Annotated in this window: 15 protein-coding genes; 10 read left to right on the forward strand and 5 right to left on the reverse strand. The window is 53.8% G+C overall.

Annotation, left to right across the window (positions count from 1 at the left end; all coding sequences use genetic code 11):
- The first annotated feature begins 55 nt into the window (after positions 1-55).
- The 5 genes from rnpA to mnmE all read left to right on the forward strand — a co-directional run bounded on the left by rnpA (position 56) and on the right by mnmE (position 4,618).
- On the forward strand, positions 56-466 hold the full coding sequence (gene rnpA / locus VEV40_RS18425) for a ribonuclease P protein component (RefSeq protein WP_324834452.1): 411 nt from the start codon (positions 56-58) through the stop codon (positions 464-466).
- Positions 463-756, forward strand: coding sequence for a membrane protein insertion efficiency factor YidD (gene yidD, locus VEV40_RS18430; RefSeq protein WP_324834453.1), 294 nt, complete (start codon positions 463-465; stop codon positions 754-756). The genes rnpA and yidD overlap by 4 nt, the downstream gene beginning before the upstream one ends.
- Before the next feature lie 44 nt (positions 757-800).
- Complete coding sequence (gene yidC / locus VEV40_RS18435) at positions 801-2,570, forward strand: membrane protein insertase YidC (RefSeq protein WP_324834455.1); 1,770 nt, start codon at positions 801-803, stop codon at positions 2,568-2,570.
- Positions 2,571-2,698: 128 nt separating this feature from the next.
- Entirely contained in the window at positions 2,699-3,226 is a 528-nt protein-coding gene (locus tag VEV40_RS18440; protein ID WP_324834456.1) for a protein jag, read from the forward strand.
- 3 nt (positions 3,227-3,229) lie between these two features.
- Positions 3,230-4,618 (forward strand): tRNA uridine-5-carboxymethylaminomethyl(34) synthesis GTPase MnmE, encoded by a 1,389-nt coding sequence (gene mnmE / locus VEV40_RS18445; RefSeq protein ID WP_324834458.1) that lies wholly within the window; start codon positions 3,230-3,232, stop codon positions 4,616-4,618.
- Positions 4,619-4,648: 30 nt separating this feature from the next.
- Here the strand turns inward: mnmE and VEV40_RS18450 are convergent, their stop codons facing one another.
- From VEV40_RS18450 to rfbH, 5 genes are read right to left on the reverse strand one after another with little or no spacing between them, the layout of a single operon-like run.
- Positions 4,649-5,695 carry an NAD-dependent epimerase/dehydratase family protein gene (locus VEV40_RS18450; protein WP_324834460.1) on the reverse strand — a complete coding sequence of 349 codons (1,047 nt, stop codon included), beginning with the start codon at positions 5,693-5,695 and terminating at the stop codon, positions 4,649-4,651.
- Positions 5,695-7,494, reverse strand: a complete 1,800-nt coding sequence (locus VEV40_RS18455) for a thiamine pyrophosphate-binding protein (protein WP_324834462.1) — start codon at positions 7,492-7,494, stop codon at positions 5,695-5,697. Before VEV40_RS18455 ends, VEV40_RS18450 begins: the two co-directional genes overlap by 1 nt.
- Positions 7,491-8,078: a hypothetical protein gene (locus VEV40_RS18460; protein ID WP_324834464.1), complete on the reverse strand. Its 588-nt coding sequence runs from the start codon at positions 8,076-8,078 to the stop codon at positions 7,491-7,493. Before VEV40_RS18460 ends, VEV40_RS18455 begins: the two co-directional genes overlap by 4 nt.
- Positions 8,078-9,583: an N-acetylneuraminate synthase family protein gene (locus VEV40_RS18465; RefSeq protein WP_324834466.1), complete on the reverse strand. Its 1,506-nt coding sequence runs from the start codon at positions 9,581-9,583 to the stop codon at positions 8,078-8,080. The genes VEV40_RS18460 and VEV40_RS18465 overlap by 1 nt, the downstream gene beginning before the upstream one ends.
- 34 nt (positions 9,584-9,617) lie before the next feature.
- Positions 9,618-10,979: a lipopolysaccharide biosynthesis protein RfbH gene (gene rfbH / locus VEV40_RS18470; protein WP_324834468.1), complete on the reverse strand. Its 1,362-nt coding sequence runs from the start codon at positions 10,977-10,979 to the stop codon at positions 9,618-9,620.
- A 154-nt stretch (positions 10,980-11,133) separates the two neighbouring features.
- On the opposite strand from rfbH, the gene rfbF reads away from it, so the two are divergent.
- The 5 genes from rfbF to VEV40_RS18495 all read left to right on the forward strand — a co-directional run bounded on the left by rfbF (position 11,134) and on the right by VEV40_RS18495 (position 16,766).
- Positions 11,134-11,904: a glucose-1-phosphate cytidylyltransferase gene (gene rfbF, locus VEV40_RS18475; protein ID WP_324834470.1), complete on the forward strand. Its 771-nt coding sequence runs from the start codon at positions 11,134-11,136 to the stop codon at positions 11,902-11,904.
- A complete protein-coding gene (rfbG, locus tag VEV40_RS18480; protein WP_324834472.1) occupies positions 11,889-12,980 on the forward strand; it encodes a CDP-glucose 4,6-dehydratase in 1,092 nt (363 codons plus the stop codon). Before rfbF ends, rfbG begins: the two co-directional genes overlap by 16 nt.
- Before the next feature lie 3 nt (positions 12,981-12,983).
- Positions 12,984-14,192, forward strand: coding sequence for an FkbM family methyltransferase (locus VEV40_RS18485; protein WP_324834473.1), 1,209 nt, complete (start codon positions 12,984-12,986; stop codon positions 14,190-14,192).
- 182 nt (positions 14,193-14,374) lie between these two features.
- On the forward strand, positions 14,375-15,778 hold the full coding sequence (locus VEV40_RS18490; protein WP_324834474.1) for a hypothetical protein: 1,404 nt from the start codon (positions 14,375-14,377) through the stop codon (positions 15,776-15,778).
- Complete coding sequence (locus VEV40_RS18495) at positions 15,768-16,766, forward strand: glycosyltransferase family 2 protein (protein WP_324834475.1); 999 nt, start codon at positions 15,768-15,770, stop codon at positions 16,764-16,766. Before VEV40_RS18490 ends, VEV40_RS18495 begins: the two co-directional genes overlap by 11 nt.
- Positions 16,767-16,776 lie beyond the last annotated feature (10 nt).

Below are 16,776 nucleotides of genomic sequence, written 5' to 3' on the forward strand. Positions count from 1 at the left end.
TCATCCAGCCTCTTCGCCGCGCCGATTTTGCCAGCCGAAAATAATTGAAAAAGCCATGCAGGAACCAGCTTCTGATCGGACGCCCCCCACATTGAGCGGCGCGCGTCTGACCAGACACGCCGACTACCAGCGCGTGTATCAGCAGAGCCGGAAGCATTTTTCTGCATCGATGACGTATTTCTTCACTCCGCGCGCTGAAGACCTGCCAGTAGTCAACGGCCCTCGCGTTGGCCTCACCGCCGGCCGTGTGCTGGGTAAGGCTGTTGAACGCAACCGCATTAAGCGCCGTATGAGAGAGGCCGTTCGCCATAACCTGGGCTGCCTGCAATCCAATGTCGATGTAGTGTTGCATCCGCGCAAAAGCGTGCTGGAGATGGATTTTTCCCGACTGGAAGGCGAGGTTGGCCGGGTCTTTGTGACTGTCGAAGCGTCCCTTAAAAAAGATGGGCAAAAGGCGGACGTATGAACCAGCAAGACAGGTTTCGCGTAACTCTGATAGAGGCACTGCATGCTTTCTACAAACGGCTGCTGTCGCCTCTGGTTCATGCTGGAGCGGGAGTATCTGGCGGAGCGTGCCGCTTTCAGCCGACATGCTCCGAGTACGCGGCAATTGCATTCCATGAGTACGGATGGCTGCGCGGCAGTTGGATGGCGCTTAAGCGACTATTGCGCTGCCATCCAGGCTGCAAAGGCGGTTTTGATCCGGTCCCGCCGAAGCACCATTCATGCAGAGTTCGCGCGCGCCAGTTACCATGAAAGAAGCGCACACTTCACACGATTCGAAATCATAGGAAGCACTCTTGGCAGAAATAAAAAATCCCAATCAGCAGGGCGGCGGCGGGCAGGACTCGAAGACCATTCTCGCGTTCACCGTCATCTTTCTTGCGATGTTTCTCGGTTTGCAGCTTTTGAAACCGAAGAAACCGGCAGAATCCACCCCTGCTCCTGCGACGCAGCAACAGACATCGACGGCCAATAACAATCAATCGACAGCAGCGACGCCACAGCCGGCGGCTGTTCCAGCTACGCCTGACATCTCGGCAAATACGACCCAGGCTGCGGCCGAGACCACAACTGTCGTTGAAAACGAGCTCTATCGCATTACTCTCTCGAATCGAGGGGCGCAGGTCACTTCCTGGATACTGAAGAAATATAAGGATGATGACGGAAAGCCGCTGGACCTTGTAAATCACGATGCTGCGGCCAAGTTCGGCTACCCTTTGTCGCTCTACACCTACGATCAGGGTCTGACGAATCGCCTGCAGCAGGCGATGTTTGTGCCTTCGGCTACCGGCAGCATCACCGCGCCTGGAACGCTCAGTTTCGAGTATTCGAGCGGCGGCCTGACCGTCCATAAGTCGTTTGAGTTTGACTCAAGCTATGTGATTCACGCAGAAGTGACAGTGACACAGAACGGCGCGCCGGTTCCGGCCCTGCTTTCCTGGCCTTCCGGTATTGGCGATCAGATCACTCTGCCGCAGTATGCCACGGGAAGAATTGAGACCGCGCAAAATGGTAAAGCAGATCAGATCGCTTACAAGAAAGTGTCTGGCGGAGCAACGCTGCACGGCCCATTTGACTGGGCGGGCGTAGGCGACTTGTACTTTGCTGCAATCTTCCTTCCCGATTCGTCCAAAGATCTCGATGTGGTGAGTCTGCACAACACCATCGCCATTCCCCAGAACCATAAAAATCCTGATCCGAACCACACTGAACAAGCTGCCGTGATTGGAGCGGCAATGGGCGCAGCGCAGCCCTACAGTGTCCGCCTGTTTGCAGGCCCGAAAGCTTTGGAAGTGTTGGCAGCGGTTCCAACCAGCGGCGGAGTGAGCCTGGAAAAGGCGGTAAGCTTCGGCATGTGGGGGCCTATCTCGAAGCCGCTGTTCCTGATTCTGAAGTTTCTTCACGATCACATCACCGGCGAGTGGGGCTGGGCGATCCTGATTCTTACCGTGATCCTCAACCTGGCCATGCTGCCGACGCGCTTCATGATGATGAAGTCGTCGCTGAAAATGCAGCGTATCCAGCCGCAGATGGACTCGATCAAGGCAAAATACGCGAAGCTAAAAACCACCGACCCGCGCCGCCAGGAGATGAACAAGGAAATTTTCGACCTGCAGAAGCGCGAGGGCGTAAACATGTTCGGCGGCTGCATTCCGTCGCTGATTCAGTGGCCTCTGCTGTATGCGTTTTACCGGATGCTGGAAAATGTCATCGAGTTGCGCCAGGCGCACTGGCTTTGGCTGCCTGACCTTTCCGCCCCGGACCCGCTGCACGTCCTGCCGATCTTCTTCATTGTGTCCATGTTCCTTGTTCAGTGGCTCACGCCCTCGCCTGGCGTTGATGCTTCGCAGCAGCGCATGATGGCCTTCACCATGCCGGCGGTGTTCGGTTTTATGACCTGGAACATCGGTTCCGGCCTGGCTCTCTATTGGGCGGGCAGCAACGTGCTCGGCATTGTGCAGCAAATGATGATGAACCGCACCAAGATGGGACGCGAAGTGCGCGAGATCGCCATGAAAAGAGCGGCAAAAAAAGCGGGCAAGCAACCATCGCTTGTGCGCAAATGAAATTCGTCCAAAAGTCGGAGTTACCAAGGTGCCCTGACCATTGGGCGCCTTTATTTTTTGTCGATACATAAGTGGCGTCTGCGGGAAATGCAAGTCACTACTACAATGGCCAATGAGATACTAAATCGATGCCGATTGATGACTACTCTGCTGCGGCTCAGAAAATTGCCGCATTTCTCAAAACCTTGACCACGCTTGGGGAACTCCGATTGAAATATCGGATCACTGCCGGAGCCGGCGCGGCCGATCCGGATGGCCTGGAAGCTCGCGAGATTTATGTGGAACTGGCCGGTCCAGACGCATCGCTGCTGACGCAGAGAGGCGGAGAACTGTTGCGATCGCTGGAGCATGTGGCGGCGAAGATCATTCGCCTGGATCCCGAAGAGCACGACAAAGTCTCATTCGATGCCCACAACTTCAAGGCCCTGCGCGCGCGAGAGTTGAAGCTTGCGGCGGAAACAGCTGCGGACAAGGTCCGTCGTACCGGCCAGCCCTATAGCTTCGCCCCGATGAGCTCGCGCGAACGGCGAATGCTCCATCTGGCCTTTCGCAGCTATACCGATCTCGAGACCGCTTCAAGCGGCGAGGGACTGCGCCGGTTTGTCGTGGCCTATCCCAAAGGCCATGATGCGGCGAAGGCGCATTCGCGCAGATAGACTGTGCAGTCCGATTCACATCCCGCTATCGAGCGCGCAGTCTCAGAAAACGACACCATCGTCGCCATCTCTACTCCGCCAGGTCGTGGAGGCATTGGCATTGTGCGCCTTTCAGGGGCGGACGCTCTCGCCATTACGCAGCCGTTGTTAAAACTCCGCGGTGATCTCGAGCATGCGCGCGCCCGGTTTGCCGAAATCATCGATCCCGAGACGCAGTCAAAGCTCGACGAAGCCATTGTTACCTATTTTGCTGGCCCTCATTCCTATACCGGCGAGGACATTGTAGAAATTGCCGCGCACGGGTCCCCGGTTATTCTTGATCTGCTTGTGCGGCAATTGCTTGCAGGCGGAGCGCGGCTCGCCGAGCCTGGCGAATTTACAGAACGCGCATTTCTATCGGGACGCATCGATCTTACGCAGGCCGAGGCGGTTCGCGATTTAATCGAATCGCAAACTCTGTATCAGGCTCGCGTGGCGGCGCAGCAGTTGGGCGGATCTCTTTCCCGTCGCATCAAGCCAATCAAGCAGGGCTTAGTTGAGTTGATTGCCCTCCTCGAAGCTGGCATCGACTTTGCGGAAGACGATGTGGACATCACGCCGGATGCCCAGGTCATTGTTCGCATTGGCGCTATCGCCGCACCCTTGACCGAGCTTGCACGCACATTTGAGCAGGGACGGATCGTGCATTCAGGTCTGGCGCTGGCCATCATCGGAAGCCCAAACGTTGGCAAGTCATCGCTCTTCAATCGTCTTGTGGAGCGCGAGCGCGCCATTGTGACCGCGATGCCGGGCACTACGCGCGATCTGGTAACTGAGAAAGTTGCAATAGGCGGGATACCGATCGAGCTTGTGGATACCGCCGGCCTGCGGGAAGCGGCAGACGAGGCCGAATCCATTGGGATACAGAAATCGCGGGAAGCTTTGGCTGATGCTGACCTGGTATTGATCGTGCTCGACGCTTCTGCGCCGGTGCATCCTGAAGAAGAAGACTTAATCAAAGCCGCAATTGGACGCCGCGTTCTCATCGCGGATAACAAAGCTGATCTTGCTGACTCTCGATCAAGAGATTATGACTCAATACGGGCGATAAGGACATCAGCATTGACTGGCGAGGGCATCAGCGAGTTGCGCTCGGCAATTCTTGATCTAGTACGCGTCTCCGGTTCCGGCTCCGAAGACAGTATGCTGACGAACGTCCGCCATCATCAGGCAGTCGAGTCCGCGCTCGAAAGTTTGGGGAAGGCAAGGAATGCCGTGAGCGGAAACATCCCCCACGAAATGCTGCTGCTGGACTTGTATACCGCTCTGCGCCAACTCGACGCGCTCACTGGCGAAACCACCTCGGATGATGTGTTGAACCTGATATTCTCGACATTCTGCATTGGAAAGTAATAGTAGCTTAAAGGTTTTGGACTGTGCCGGTTATTGTTCTCTGTACCATTTAGCCGTCCGTCGAATCGCTTCGTTGAGTGGGATTATCTCGCGCAATCCAAGAACTTCTCGCGCACGATCTACCGCTGGAACATAGCGTATTGGGGCAGCCCCAGGAACAGATTGCTGAGCAATATGTATTTCGGCCTTCGGGTTGAGCGTTGTAGCGATCACTTGTGCCAATTCGAGAATGCTCACATCGTGTGCCGAGCCGACATTGAAGGGGACCAAGGCAGGTGCTCTGAATAGCATTGTCCAAAGCCACACCGTAAGATCTGCTGCATACAGGTAGGACCTTCTCGGCGTGCCATCTCCACGAATCTGAATCGGCCTGCCCGCGAGAATGTCCCCTATAAAGTTGCCTATGGCGAAGTGTTGGTCCAGTGGAAGGTGGGGACCGCAAAAGGCCCAGCAGCGGGCGATCTTACATTCCATCCCCGACTGCTTCTGATAAATGCTGCAGAGAAGCTCCGAAATTCGTTTTCCTTCTGCGTAAACATTCGCGGGATCAAGCGGCTCAGGGGCGCCGGTATAACTTTCCGGTACTTGTATTAAGTCGGCAGGTTGCCTTCCGTACACCGCGCCGGAACTCGTGAGGAGGACCTTTTTTGCGCCACATGTGGCTGCGAATTCCAGAGTTCGCTCAGTGCCGGCGATGATGGTTGAAAGCATCTCAAGAGGTGCTTCTGCCGCTTGTCTCGCGCTGGCTTCGGTCGCAGCGTGGATGACATACGCATATTGCCCATCGGGAAAATCAAAATTGCGCACGTCGCCGGGAAGCAGATGAACTGCAGGATCAGACGCAAGATGCGGGCACTTTTTCGCAAAGCCTTCGGGATTCCGGGTGAGCACAGTAGCTTCAGCATCTAAACCGAGTTGACGGTTCATGTAGCAGAAGCTCTCGACCAGCCAGCACCCAAAAAAACCCGTCCCTCCGGTCAGGAAAATCCGCTGGTTCCTTGCATCCTCCCAGAGAGGAGCTGTGTGTTCCAGGACAAGATTGAGATCCTGCGCGGCAAGCCGCTTGGCCCGATTCATCAATCCTCCAGCGGGGGAATGATCATTTCGGAAAGAAAGACCTCGCGCGGAAGCCTTGGCGCCATGTCCTCCATCGGGAGACTAATGATTGTTCCGTCCGGCCGCACGGATGATGTGGCACGCGGTGCCGTCACCTGGTCTGACGAGACGTGCACAGCACATACCACCGGACCGGGACGGTCCAGCACCTGTTGCACCTTCTCACGGATTCCGGTGTGATTTTTAATTTCATCGCTGGGAATTCCGTAGGCCTCAGCGACCCTGCGAATATCAGGTAAAGTCAGATGGCTCGACGGGTCGCTGCCCACCATCCTGCCCTTGAAATAATTGCGTTGTGTAGCCATGATCGACGCATATGTACCGTTGCAAAGAACGAAATATTTGATTGGCAGATTCAAGCGGCGAATCGTCTCGAGATCTTGAATATTAAGCTGGAATCCACCGTCACCGTTGACGCAGATGGTGCGTCTCCGCTGTGATGCCAAACAGGTTCCAATCGATCCTGGCAGTCCTGTACCCATAGCGCCAAGGGAAGGCGAGTTGACGACCCGCTGGCCCGCTTTTATCCGAAAGCACTGCAGGAAGACATCGCTGCATGCACCTGAGCTGCCAGGAGCCAGTACATCTTCAGCGGTGCAGAGCTCGGACAAAATGTCGACGAGTACGTAAAGATTCACATAGTCGGGAGCCTGCGTCCAGTACTCAGGAAGGATTACCGGGTATTTAGCATGCCACTCCTTTGTCTTTGCCATCCAGGAGCTTACGTCTGGAAGACAGACGTCCTGGAGTTGGTCCAATAGCTCGCGAATAAAATCAGCGGCATCGGCCAAAACTGGTATATCAATGGGCATCTCAAACTTCGAGATTTCCAGCGGGTCGACATCGACAAGAACTTTGCGGGCCGCGCGAGCAAAGTTCTTGTGACTAAACGCAGTTTGCGGCATGTCGAGCCTCGCGCCTATGAGGAGGATACAATCCGAATTCTGTTGAGTGAAGTTCGATCCGCGAGACGCAACCGAACCTGGCCGGCCGGCAAACCATGGATAATCTTCGGGCAACATATCCATGGATTTCCAAGTCAGCAGAACGGGGATTTTTAGCAGATCTGCAAGCCCCTTTACCAGGCCTTGGTTATGCGCGACGCGTGCCCCGTTTCCGATGAAAAGAACGGGGCGCTTTGCCTGTCTGAGGAGATCGGTCGTCGCGGAAACCTGCTGGCGCAGGTCGAGGCTGCTTTGCAGCGGCTCCGGCTTGAAGCCACGGAGCGCCGTTTCATCGATCATTTGCGCTTGAACATCGAGTGGAATATCGAGCCATACCGGACCGCGTCGGCCCGTAGTTGCCAGATGAACCGCACGTTCCAACTCGTACCTGACGTCCTGTGGGTCTATCAGCGTCTTGGCATACTTTGTCAAAGGAGAAACGACAGAAACTATGTCCAACTCCTGCGGACCCATGGAACGGACCCTGCGATTGGTCAGAAGATCTGCGCGTTTGACCTGTCCGGACAGGAAAATGCATGGCGAGGAATCAAGCCATGCGGCGGCAAGACCTGTGATCGCGTTTGTACCACCAGGCCCGGTTGTCACTAGGGCTGCTGAAAGGCCGCTGGTGAACTCGGCATGCGCCTGGGCCGCAAACGCGACGGCCTGCTCATGGAGACAGCAGACATATTCAAGACCCGGTTGGCAACCAACTGAGTCGACCAAATGCATGCAGCCGCCACCCGTCAGCATGAATATGCGTCGCACTCCGGCATCGGTCAGAAAACGGACAACATAGTCCGAAAGTTTGATCAAGGTTCACCTGCCATTTGGGAAATTTGCTGTAGCACTTCATCCATGGTCAAATTGCTGTTGTTCCAAGGTTGAGCGGGCTGCAGGGTTCTGAGGCCAAGCGACGCGGCCTGAAAAATATTTTCTGATGAATCATCGATGAAGATGTCCCCTCGACGGAGCCACGCAATAAACTCACCCTTGGATTGGTCGTAAACAGGCGTATTGGTCCCTGTTCGGGTGGGCACAACTCCAAAGCAACGGATCCACGCGCCGAAATGGTGCATGACCCACCAGGCAACGTCAGGAGCTGTTTCGAGCGGGCGAGCCGTTAGCGCAATGTGGCGGCAGCGGTATCCCTGCTTGCGAAACCATGCGAGCACTTCAGGATTCGGTGTCATTTTACAGGCGCGTTCTGTTTGGCGGAAGCGATCCATTGATGCCAGATATTCGGCTCGCTCCACGCCAAGAACGGTATGCGGTGGGTTACAAGTTAGTTCATCATAAGAGAGCGCGCAATCTGGATGCTCTATGCGCCATCCATGAAAGAACCATTGGTACATCAAATCGTTCAGGATATCATCAACATCCCAGATCACCGTCAGCATCACGCGAGCCAATAAGTCACAAATGTTTTGCGATTGCGCGATGCAGTGATTGCTGGATCCGTGTAAAAGGAGTCGTCAGAAGAATAGCTGGACGAGACTTCTTCAATGACAGCTCCATGTTTTGTCCAGAACGAATGTTTGACTCCGTGCGGAATTGTGACGATATCATTAGCCTTCCGCGTGGTCTCATGGCCATCGAGTTCTACCGTCACATCGCCATAGAGAACGTGATAGGTCTCATCCTTCTGGTTGTGCCACTGCTCCGGATGCTTTTGTCCAGGAAGAACAACCATGAGACGCTTGCAGTAGTTACGATTGACAACGGTGATCGCGGTAAGGCCGAACTCCCGAAATCGTTCAATACCGTAATGATGAGATATCTCGAGATCGCATTGTCCGGGCACTTGGACCTTGCTCTTGCGCAGGAGCGCCTTTACATCCTGGACAATTTTATAGACTGCCTCACGGGTGTTTACCGCATTTACCTGATCACGCATGATCGGACCGTTCGCCGGAATCTCCTGGCAAGGGACAAACTCCGCATACTTTGAGAAGTCTTGTGCTACCAGTTGTCCTTTGACGTTGGGCATCGCGTAGAAAACGTTTGTAGAGCGAATGGTTTCGCCAGCGGAAACTGCCTCGCGCACAAATGCTCCACGGGCGAGATCGCGCAGAGCAACCTGCTCACCTGGAGGCGCCGGGTAGCGCGTTAGGGGGTCGCCGATCATCGAGAGTGTATCGGCCGCAGATTGGAGCCATTGCCTCACCTGCGTTGGGTTCGCACTGTAGGCATTCAGCACGTACTTCTCTGTCGGAACACCGGTATGTTTCTCGAACATGACTGCGCCCATAGCCAACGCAATCCTAACCGCTTCGAAATTATCTGGCCTCTCGTGAGTGGAGTATCCAATGGGGATCTCGGGATATCGCTTCCGGAGCAATGCGATCTGACCGAGATGCAGATGGTCGTCAGGGGCGGGATACTCTCCGACGCAGTGCATGATAGTCAGCGATTTGTTGCGATGCCTCAAGAAGCTGACTACACGATCGATCTCTTCGAGGGGCTCGCCTGCCGTTGACGCAACAATAGCTAGATCATGTTTAGCAATCTCCTCAAGAAGCGGCCAATCAGTCATGTAACAGCTGGGAATCTTCATGAAGTCGAAACCGTGTTCGACGATCTTGCCGACCGATGTTTCGTCCCAAGGAGTGCACATTGACAAAAAACCTGCTTCGACGATTGCATCTTTGATCTGCCGGTATTGATCCCATGAGAGGCGGGTTTCAGAGAAGCGTTTGACGTATTTCAGATCGTAATGGCCCTTGTAGGCCGGATGGATGCAGGTATCAATGTCGCGATATTGCAGTTTCACGCAGAAGCTGAATGGAAACCCCTCGGACGCCGCCTTGAGTTCGTGGACGATTCGGATGCCGTGCTCCACATCTCCCATATGATTGTTGGCCATCTCGTAAATAAAGAGTGGCCGCCGCTTGAGATCCTGCATTCGCTGTTTTCTCCTGTTTTCTCTGGATCTGATGTCATCGGGTCTGTGCAAAGCTGGATTGCAGCTCCCCGCTTTGCGCCCTGTATTCTGTAATAAAGGTAGTAATCTTGTTTGCCACAAAATCCAGCATCGACTTGGTCAAACCTGGGTAAACGCCCACCCAGAACACATTGTTCATCACAAAATCCGAATTCGGCAGCTTTCCGATGACACGATACTTGCAACCCTCATAAGCTGGCTGACGCAGCAGATTGCCTCCGAAAAGCAGACGGGTCCCGATCTTCTGTGACTCCAGGGCGCGAATCAGCTCATCGCGACGAAAGGGCGCGCTTTCACGAACTCCGATAGGAAATCCAAACCAGGAAGGGTCCGAACCAAGAGTTGCTTCGGGCAGCACAAGATGCTCCTCAAGCGGCTGGAGTGCAGTCCGAAGATACTGAAAATTCTCTTTCCGACGCGCGACGAATCCAGGCAGCTTTTCGATCTGAGATGAGCCGAGCGCAGCCTGCATGTCGGTAGCCTTCAGGTTGTAACCAATATGCGTGTAGGTGTACTTGTGGTCGTATCCGCAAGGCAGGCTGCCGAGCTGCCACTCGAATCGTTTCCCGCAGGTATTGTCCTTGCCGGTGTGGCACCAGCAATCGCGTCCCCAGTCCCGGAACGACTCAATGAGCACCTGGAGGCTCGGCTTGTCCGTAAGCACGGCTCCTCCCTCGCCCATGGTGATATGGTGTGCGGGATAGAAGCTGACGGTGGCAATGTCGCCAAAGGTCCCAACATGACGGCCTTTCCATGTGGATCCGAGTGCGTCACAGCAATCCTCGATCAACCATAGGTTGTGCTTTTTGACGAAAGCAGTGACCGCATCAAGATCAAAAACATTGCCCAGCGTATGAGCAATCATTACAGCTTTGGTCTTTTCACTTCGAGCGGCCTCCAACTGGGTTACGTCGATTTCATAACCGGGAACCGTAACATCAACAAATACCGGAATCAGTCGGTTTTGGATAATCGGATTGACGGTGGTCGGGAACCCGGCAGCTACCGTGATGACTTCGTCACCAGGCATCAGGCGGCGCTCTCCCAGCTTCGGCGAAGTCAAAGCGCTGAGAGCGACCAGGTTTGCCGATGAGCCGGAGTTGACGAGCGAAGCACAACGAACACCGACGAAACGAGCCAGCTTGCGCTCGAAATCCTCAGCAAATCGTCCGGTTGTGAACCAGCAGTCAAGAGCCGAATCGACCACAGAACTGAGATCGGCGGCATCAATCACTTTGCCAGAAACAGGTACTGAGGAACTGCCGGCCTTGAATTCGCTCGGCGGAAAAGCCTCTTCCAGATATTGGGAACAGAGGGTGAGGATTTGCTGCCGAAGTTGTGCTGCCTTATCAGTCATCAGAGGTCCGTAAGCTCAGGATACACAATCGGGAACCGGCAATGCAGGGTAGTGTACTGTATAGATGAAGCCGTATAAGCAAGGAATGGACTTGGGGCGACAAGAGCGTTCTGCCATTTAAACAGCCTTTCTGGTGGAGACCTTAAGAACTGAAATGAAAGCAGTTATTCTTGCAGGAGGGCTCGGCACCCGGCTCAGCGAAGAGACCGGAGTTCGTCCCAAGCCAATGGTGGAGATTGGCGGACGGCCGATCCTCTGGCACATCCTGAAGATCTACTCCCAGCATGGGATCAATGACTTCATCATCTGCTGCGGATACAAGGGCTACATGATCAAGGAGTATTTCGCGAATTATTTCCTGCATATGTCTGACGTAACGTTCGATATGCAGGAAAATCGCATGGAGGTACACCAGAGCGTAGCCGAACCTTGGCGGGTAACCCTCATCGACACGGGTGACAATACCGGCACCGGAGGCCGGCTGGCTAAGGTTGGCAGGTATTTGGCAGGCGAAGACGTATTCTGTATGACCTATGGCGACGGTCTGAGCGACCTCGATATCGGCGCCACTATCGATTTCCATAGAAGCCACGGCAAGAGCGTCACCTTGACTGCAGTGCAGCCACCAGCCCGTTTCGGAGGACTCGGCCTCGACGGATCCATGGTTTCCGCGTTTCAGGAGAAGCCGAAAGGTGAAGGAGGATGGATCAACGGCGGTTTCTTCGCATTGTCACCCGCGGTCCTGGACGAAATTCACGACAACTCCAGCATGTTCGAGAACGAACCGATGCAAAGGCTGACTGCGAAGAATCAAGTGCAGGCATTCTTTCATCGTGGCTTCTGGCAGCCAATGGACACCGTCCGGGACAAGCAGCGTCTTGAAGAGCTTTGGGCTGGCGGGAGTGCTCCATGGAAGAAATGGTGAATCTTTGGCGCGGCCGGCGGGTCTTTCTAACCGGTCATACCGGGTTCAAAGGCGGTTGGCTGGCTCTCTGGCTGGCTAAATTGGGAGCGCAGGTACGCGGATACTCACTCGACCCTGCGACTGAACCAAACCTGTTCACGGTGGCCCGCATTGCTGGCATCCTTGATGACATCCGCGGCGACATTCTGGATCGTCCCCGGCTGGAGATATCGCTGCAGGATTTTGCTCCGGAAGTGATATTTCACCTCGCAGCCCAACCATTGGTACGACGATCGTATGCCGATCCCATTGGAACCTATGCGACCAATGTGCTGGGTACGGGCCATGTTCTGGAGGCCGTTCGCAAAGTCCATTCAGTGCGCGCTGTGGTCTGCGTGACAACCGATAAATGTTATGAAAATCAGGAATGGATCTGGCCCTATCGTGAGACTGATCCGCTCGGTGGCCATGATCCGTACTCGTCGAGCAAAGCCTGTGCAGAGATTGTGAGCGCGGCTTATCGCAGCTCTTTCTTTTCGGTCGACCGCCCGGAAGAGCATCGGGTCGCTTTGGCGACAGCGCGAACTGGCAATGTGATCGGCGGCGGCGACTGGTCAGAGGACCGGCTTATCCCTGACCTGGTCCGAGGATTCCAAGCAAGCCAACCCGTGCTCATACGGCGGCCCAACGCTGTCCGCCCTTGGCAACATGTCCTGGAACCGGTCTACGGGTACATCCTGCTGGCTGAACGGCTGCTCGGTGGCGAGGAGCAGTTTGCCTCGGCCTTCAACTTCGGCCCAAACGCCGAGGATGCATGGCCGGTCGAGCGGATCGCAGACCACATGGCTGCAGCCTGGGGCGAAGGTGCGACATGGGTCAGGGATGCCGATCCTGGGGTTCATGAAGCCGGCATGCTGCGCCTTGACGCCAGCAAGGCGCAGGCAAATCTAGGGTGGCAGCCGCGTCTAACTATCGAATCAGCCCTGAATTGGACTGTGGATTGGTATCGCGCATGTCGGCAGGGCGATGAGATGAGGGATTTTACCTGGAAGCAGATCAAATTGTACGAGTCTCAGCGGAAAATGCGGCTTAGGTGATACGTGAATACAGAACCACAAGCGATGAGTATAGATACTTTTGAAGTGGAATTATGCAGCGTCTTGAATGAATCGCCCCATGAAGCTATGCAGCGAGAGCGTGCGGCATTCGACCGCGTGGCTCAAGAGTCCGGCGGCCGATTTGTCCTTTTCGGCGCCGGCGGCTTCGGCAAACTCGTACAGAGCAAGATGGCCAGCATCGGATTGGCCCCATTGGCCTTTGCGGACAACAATCCTGCGCTGGCGGGCACCTCTATTGAGGGAATACCGGTGTACTCCCCGTCCATGGCAGCAGCACGTTTTGGCCGAGACGCTTTGTTTCTGGTGACGATCTGGAGCGCGCAGGCAAAGGACCGAATGTCTCAACGAATTCAGCAATTGTTGAACATCGGTTGCCGGTACGTAGCGCCTGCCCCACTATTATTCTGGAAATACCCCGAGACTTTTCTTCCCTATTTCCCCTTGGATCTTCCTCATAAGGCGCTACAGTCTGCAGATGACGTCAAGGCGGGATTTCACCTCTTCTGTGAAGATACCTCGCGACGTGAGTACGTGGCGCAAGTGGCGTTTCGTGTGCTCTTGAATTACGACGGACTAAGTCTGCCGGACGATGCAGACCACTACTTCCCTCGGGACCTGCTTGATCTTAGAGCTGATGAAGTTTTCATAGACTGTGGTGCGTTCGATGGAGACACGGTGGCACAGTTCATTCGTCAAAATGGTGAATCTTTTGGTTCGATTGTCGCGTTCGAGCCAGACCCGCTGAATTCGGAAAAGTTACAGCGACGGCTCGAACAGTTTCCGGAGTCAATTCGGCGCAAAATCGTTGCGCATCCTCAAGCACTCGGCGCCAGGAGCGAGACCGTTTATTTCAACTCCGACGGCACGGACCAGTCAAAATCTGGAAGTGGCTCGATTGCAGTGGAGTGTGTCACGTTGGATGAAGCCCTTCGGAATTCCACACCCACATTGATCAAATTTGACATCGAAGGGGCTGAGCTGGATGCACTGGAGGGAGCCCGCGAGGTGATTGCACGCAGCCGTCCGGTGCTGGCAGTTAGCGCCTACCATAAACAAGACCACCTCTGGCGGGTTCCGTTGGCTCTCCAGCAGCTTTGCAGCGACTATGCGTTCTTTCTACGTCCTGGAGGATCCGAAGGTTGGGATCTCATCTGCTGTGCCATACCGCGGGAGCGGCTGAAGCAGCATTGATGTGTTCTTATCGCGCAATGGTATTCGACGCGACGAGTGTCTAAAAATTGAAGTTGATGTTCCGGCTGCAATCTAGAATCCATTTCCAGGAATCAATACAATCTAAATACAATCGACGCCCAAAAATTAGGAGAAGATCCACTGAATTTCTCTTCGCCGCCTGACATATCGAGGCATTTTTGATGCCGCAAATTTCAAATGAAATAGCGGACCCAGGCTGGTTTGAATCGCAGCGCAGACGCGTGTTCCATTTGCTGCGCACCAAGCTGGGAGTTGATAGGCCGATTGCTTTCACGGTTCTGGCGCGTGTCTGGGCAAGCTTCGCCGGGTTAGCTACGCTAATTCTTATTGCTCATTTTCTAACCCCAGCAGAGCAGGGGTACTACTATACTTTTGGAAGCCTGGTTGCGCTACAGATTGTTTTTGAGTTGGGCTTTTCGTTCGTCATCCTGCAGTTAGCCAGTCACGAACGCGCCCATTTGACCATTTCTTCCGCCGGCGAGATTAGCGGAGATAAGATAGCTCATGCTCGGCTGGCTTCTATTCTTCAGAAGGCAGTCCGCTGGTATTCGAGCGCAGCAATTCTGTTAGCCATCTTTCTGATTCTCGCAGGAAGCCATTTTTTCTTGACTCACAGCCAGACGGCTACCCCAGTGCATTGGCGCCTTCCTTGGTACGCTACCGCAATAGCGGCCGCAATTACCTTTCAGCTTGACCCAGTACTCTCATTTATGGAGGGATGTGGTTATGTAGCGAATATTGCCCGCGTTCGTTTTGGCCAGGTCGCGATTGGCAATGCGTTGGCCTGGATAGCTCTGATCTCTCATCGCGGTCTTTTTACTCCCGCCATGATGATTCTCGGCAATATTTGTGTTTCTGGCACCTGGCTGTTTCGACGGCGCAGGCTGCTTCTCGGCCTTCTGAGATACCGTGTTGGGCTTCACCGCATTCACTGGGGATCCGAGGTCTGGTCCTTTCAGTGGCGTATTGCAGTTAGCTGGTTGTGTGGCTACTTTATTTTTCAGCTTTATAATCCCGTGTTGTTTGCCTATCAGGGTGCTGTCGCAGCGGGGCAGATGGGCATGTCCCTAAGTTTAGCGAGCGCTATTCAGTCTATTTCCATTTCTTGGATGAACACCAAAGCAGCGCCATTCGGTTCGATGATTGCCCGAAAGGAGTATGCTCAGCTTGACCATGTCTTTTTTCGAACGCTGACGCAGTCTTTTACAGTTTGCGCGGTGGGTTCTGCGCTAGCGTGGGGCATCGCAATATATCTAAATTGGGCCCATCTCCGAATCGCGAACAGGATATTAAGTCCGAGTTCTTTGGGAATTCTCCTTATCGGTACAATGCTCAATAACATAGTCTTCGCGCAGGCTCTTTATCTGAGAGCGCACAAACAGGAAAAATTTCTTCTAAATTCAGTTCTGGGAGCAGTTCTTGTTGGGTGCTCAACGTACTTCTTGGGAAGAGCTTACGGAGCGTTCGGCATGGTCACCGGGACGCTGATGGTCGGACTACTGATGGGGCTGCCTCTGGGCACATATACCTTCTTTAAATATCGGAGATTATGGCATGCACAGTGAGCAGCCGCTGCTAACAATCGCCATTCCCACTTATAACCGAAGCATGTATTTGGCACAATTGTTAAAAGTTTTGGCGCCGCAATTGATAAATAAGCCTCTCGTCGAACTGATGATTTCTGACAATTCCTCATCGGATGATACTCCGGCTGTTGTCAAATCTTTTATCGCCCAGGGAATGTCTTGCCGGTATATTCGCAACGAAAGCAACATCGGTCCAGACGCCAATTTTTTGCAATGCTTCGAGAAAGCAAATGGTAAATATGTTTGGATCTTTGGGGATGATGATGTTATCGAGCCTACAGGGTTAGAGAGAGTGCTCAGTCATCTTCAATCCGGTGAAGAGTATGATCTTGTTTTTGTGAAGGCTGAAGGCTTCAAGGGGCCCTATACACCTAAGATCCCGCCCGCGCACAAAGGGGTCACTGTTTTCGACCATGCAGAGGATTTGGCTTGTTATATACATGTGTATTTCACTTTCATTAGTGGAAATATCATAAATAGAGATCGTGTCAGAGCACACTCTTCACGCAAATTCACCGATTTAGTCGGAACTAATCTCGTTCAGTTAGGGTGGGTTTATACCGCATTGGAGCATCATCAACGCAGTCTTGTGATTCATGATCGCTTAGTCGCAACTTTGGCTAATAATACCGGCGGGTACGCCCTCTTCAAAGTGTTTGGTCCGGGCTTCCAGAAAGTTACTGAAACGTGGCTGACTTCAGAACGCGTCAAGCGGGTAATCATTCATGGTGTGCTACAACGATTTTTTCCTTCTTTCCTTTTAAGTCACAAGCTGGGCTCCAGCAATTTCGCCCAGGAAAACCCACACCAAGTTCTAGGACCAGTATTTGGACAAAATATCCGTTACTGGCTCTTCGATTTTCCAATTATCAGAATGCCTCGAACGATGGGAAGGCTTTGGTTTTGGATGGTGCTGGCCGTGAACAAGATAGATAAAATGCTAGGTAGCCCTTTATTGCGAATCTAGGGGAGTCGAA

Source organism: Alloacidobacterium sp. (assembly GCF_035631355.1).
GTDB lineage: Bacteria > Acidobacteriota > Terriglobia > Terriglobales > Acidobacteriaceae > Alloacidobacterium.

Bases quoted from the DNA above. Each gene is read 5' to 3' on its own strand.
- VEV40_RS18440 (WP_324834456.1), top strand. From the start codon at position 2,699: ATGCCGATTGATGACTACTCTGCTGCGGCTCAGAAAATTGCCGCATTT.
- rfbG (WP_324834472.1), top strand. From the start codon at position 11,889: ATGGAAGAAATGGTGAATCTTTGGCGCGGCCGGCGGGTCTTTCTAACC.
- yidD (WP_324834453.1), top strand. From the start codon at position 463: ATGAACCAGCAAGACAGGTTTCGCGTAACTCTGATAGAGGCACTGCAT.
- rfbH (WP_324834468.1), bottom strand. From the start codon at position 10,979: ATGACTGATAAGGCAGCACAACTTCGGCAGCAAATCCTCACCCTCTGT.
- VEV40_RS18460 (WP_324834464.1), bottom strand. From the start codon at position 8,078: ATGCTGACGGTGATCTGGGATGTTGATGATATCCTGAACGATTTGATG.
- VEV40_RS18450 (WP_324834460.1), bottom strand. From the start codon at position 5,695: ATGAATCGGGCCAAGCGGCTTGCCGCGCAGGATCTCAATCTTGTCCTG.
- rnpA (WP_324834452.1), top strand. From the start codon at position 56: ATGCAGGAACCAGCTTCTGATCGGACGCCCCCCACATTGAGCGGCGCG.
- VEV40_RS18495 (WP_324834475.1), top strand. From the start codon at position 15,768: ATGCACAGTGAGCAGCCGCTGCTAACAATCGCCATTCCCACTTATAAC.
- VEV40_RS18465 (WP_324834466.1), bottom strand. From the start codon at position 9,583: ATGCAGGATCTCAAGCGGCGGCCACTCTTTATTTACGAGATGGCCAAC.
- rfbF (WP_324834470.1), top strand. From the start codon at position 11,134: ATGAAAGCAGTTATTCTTGCAGGAGGGCTCGGCACCCGGCTCAGCGAA.
- VEV40_RS18490 (WP_324834474.1), top strand. From the start codon at position 14,375: ATGCCGCAAATTTCAAATGAAATAGCGGACCCAGGCTGGTTTGAATCG.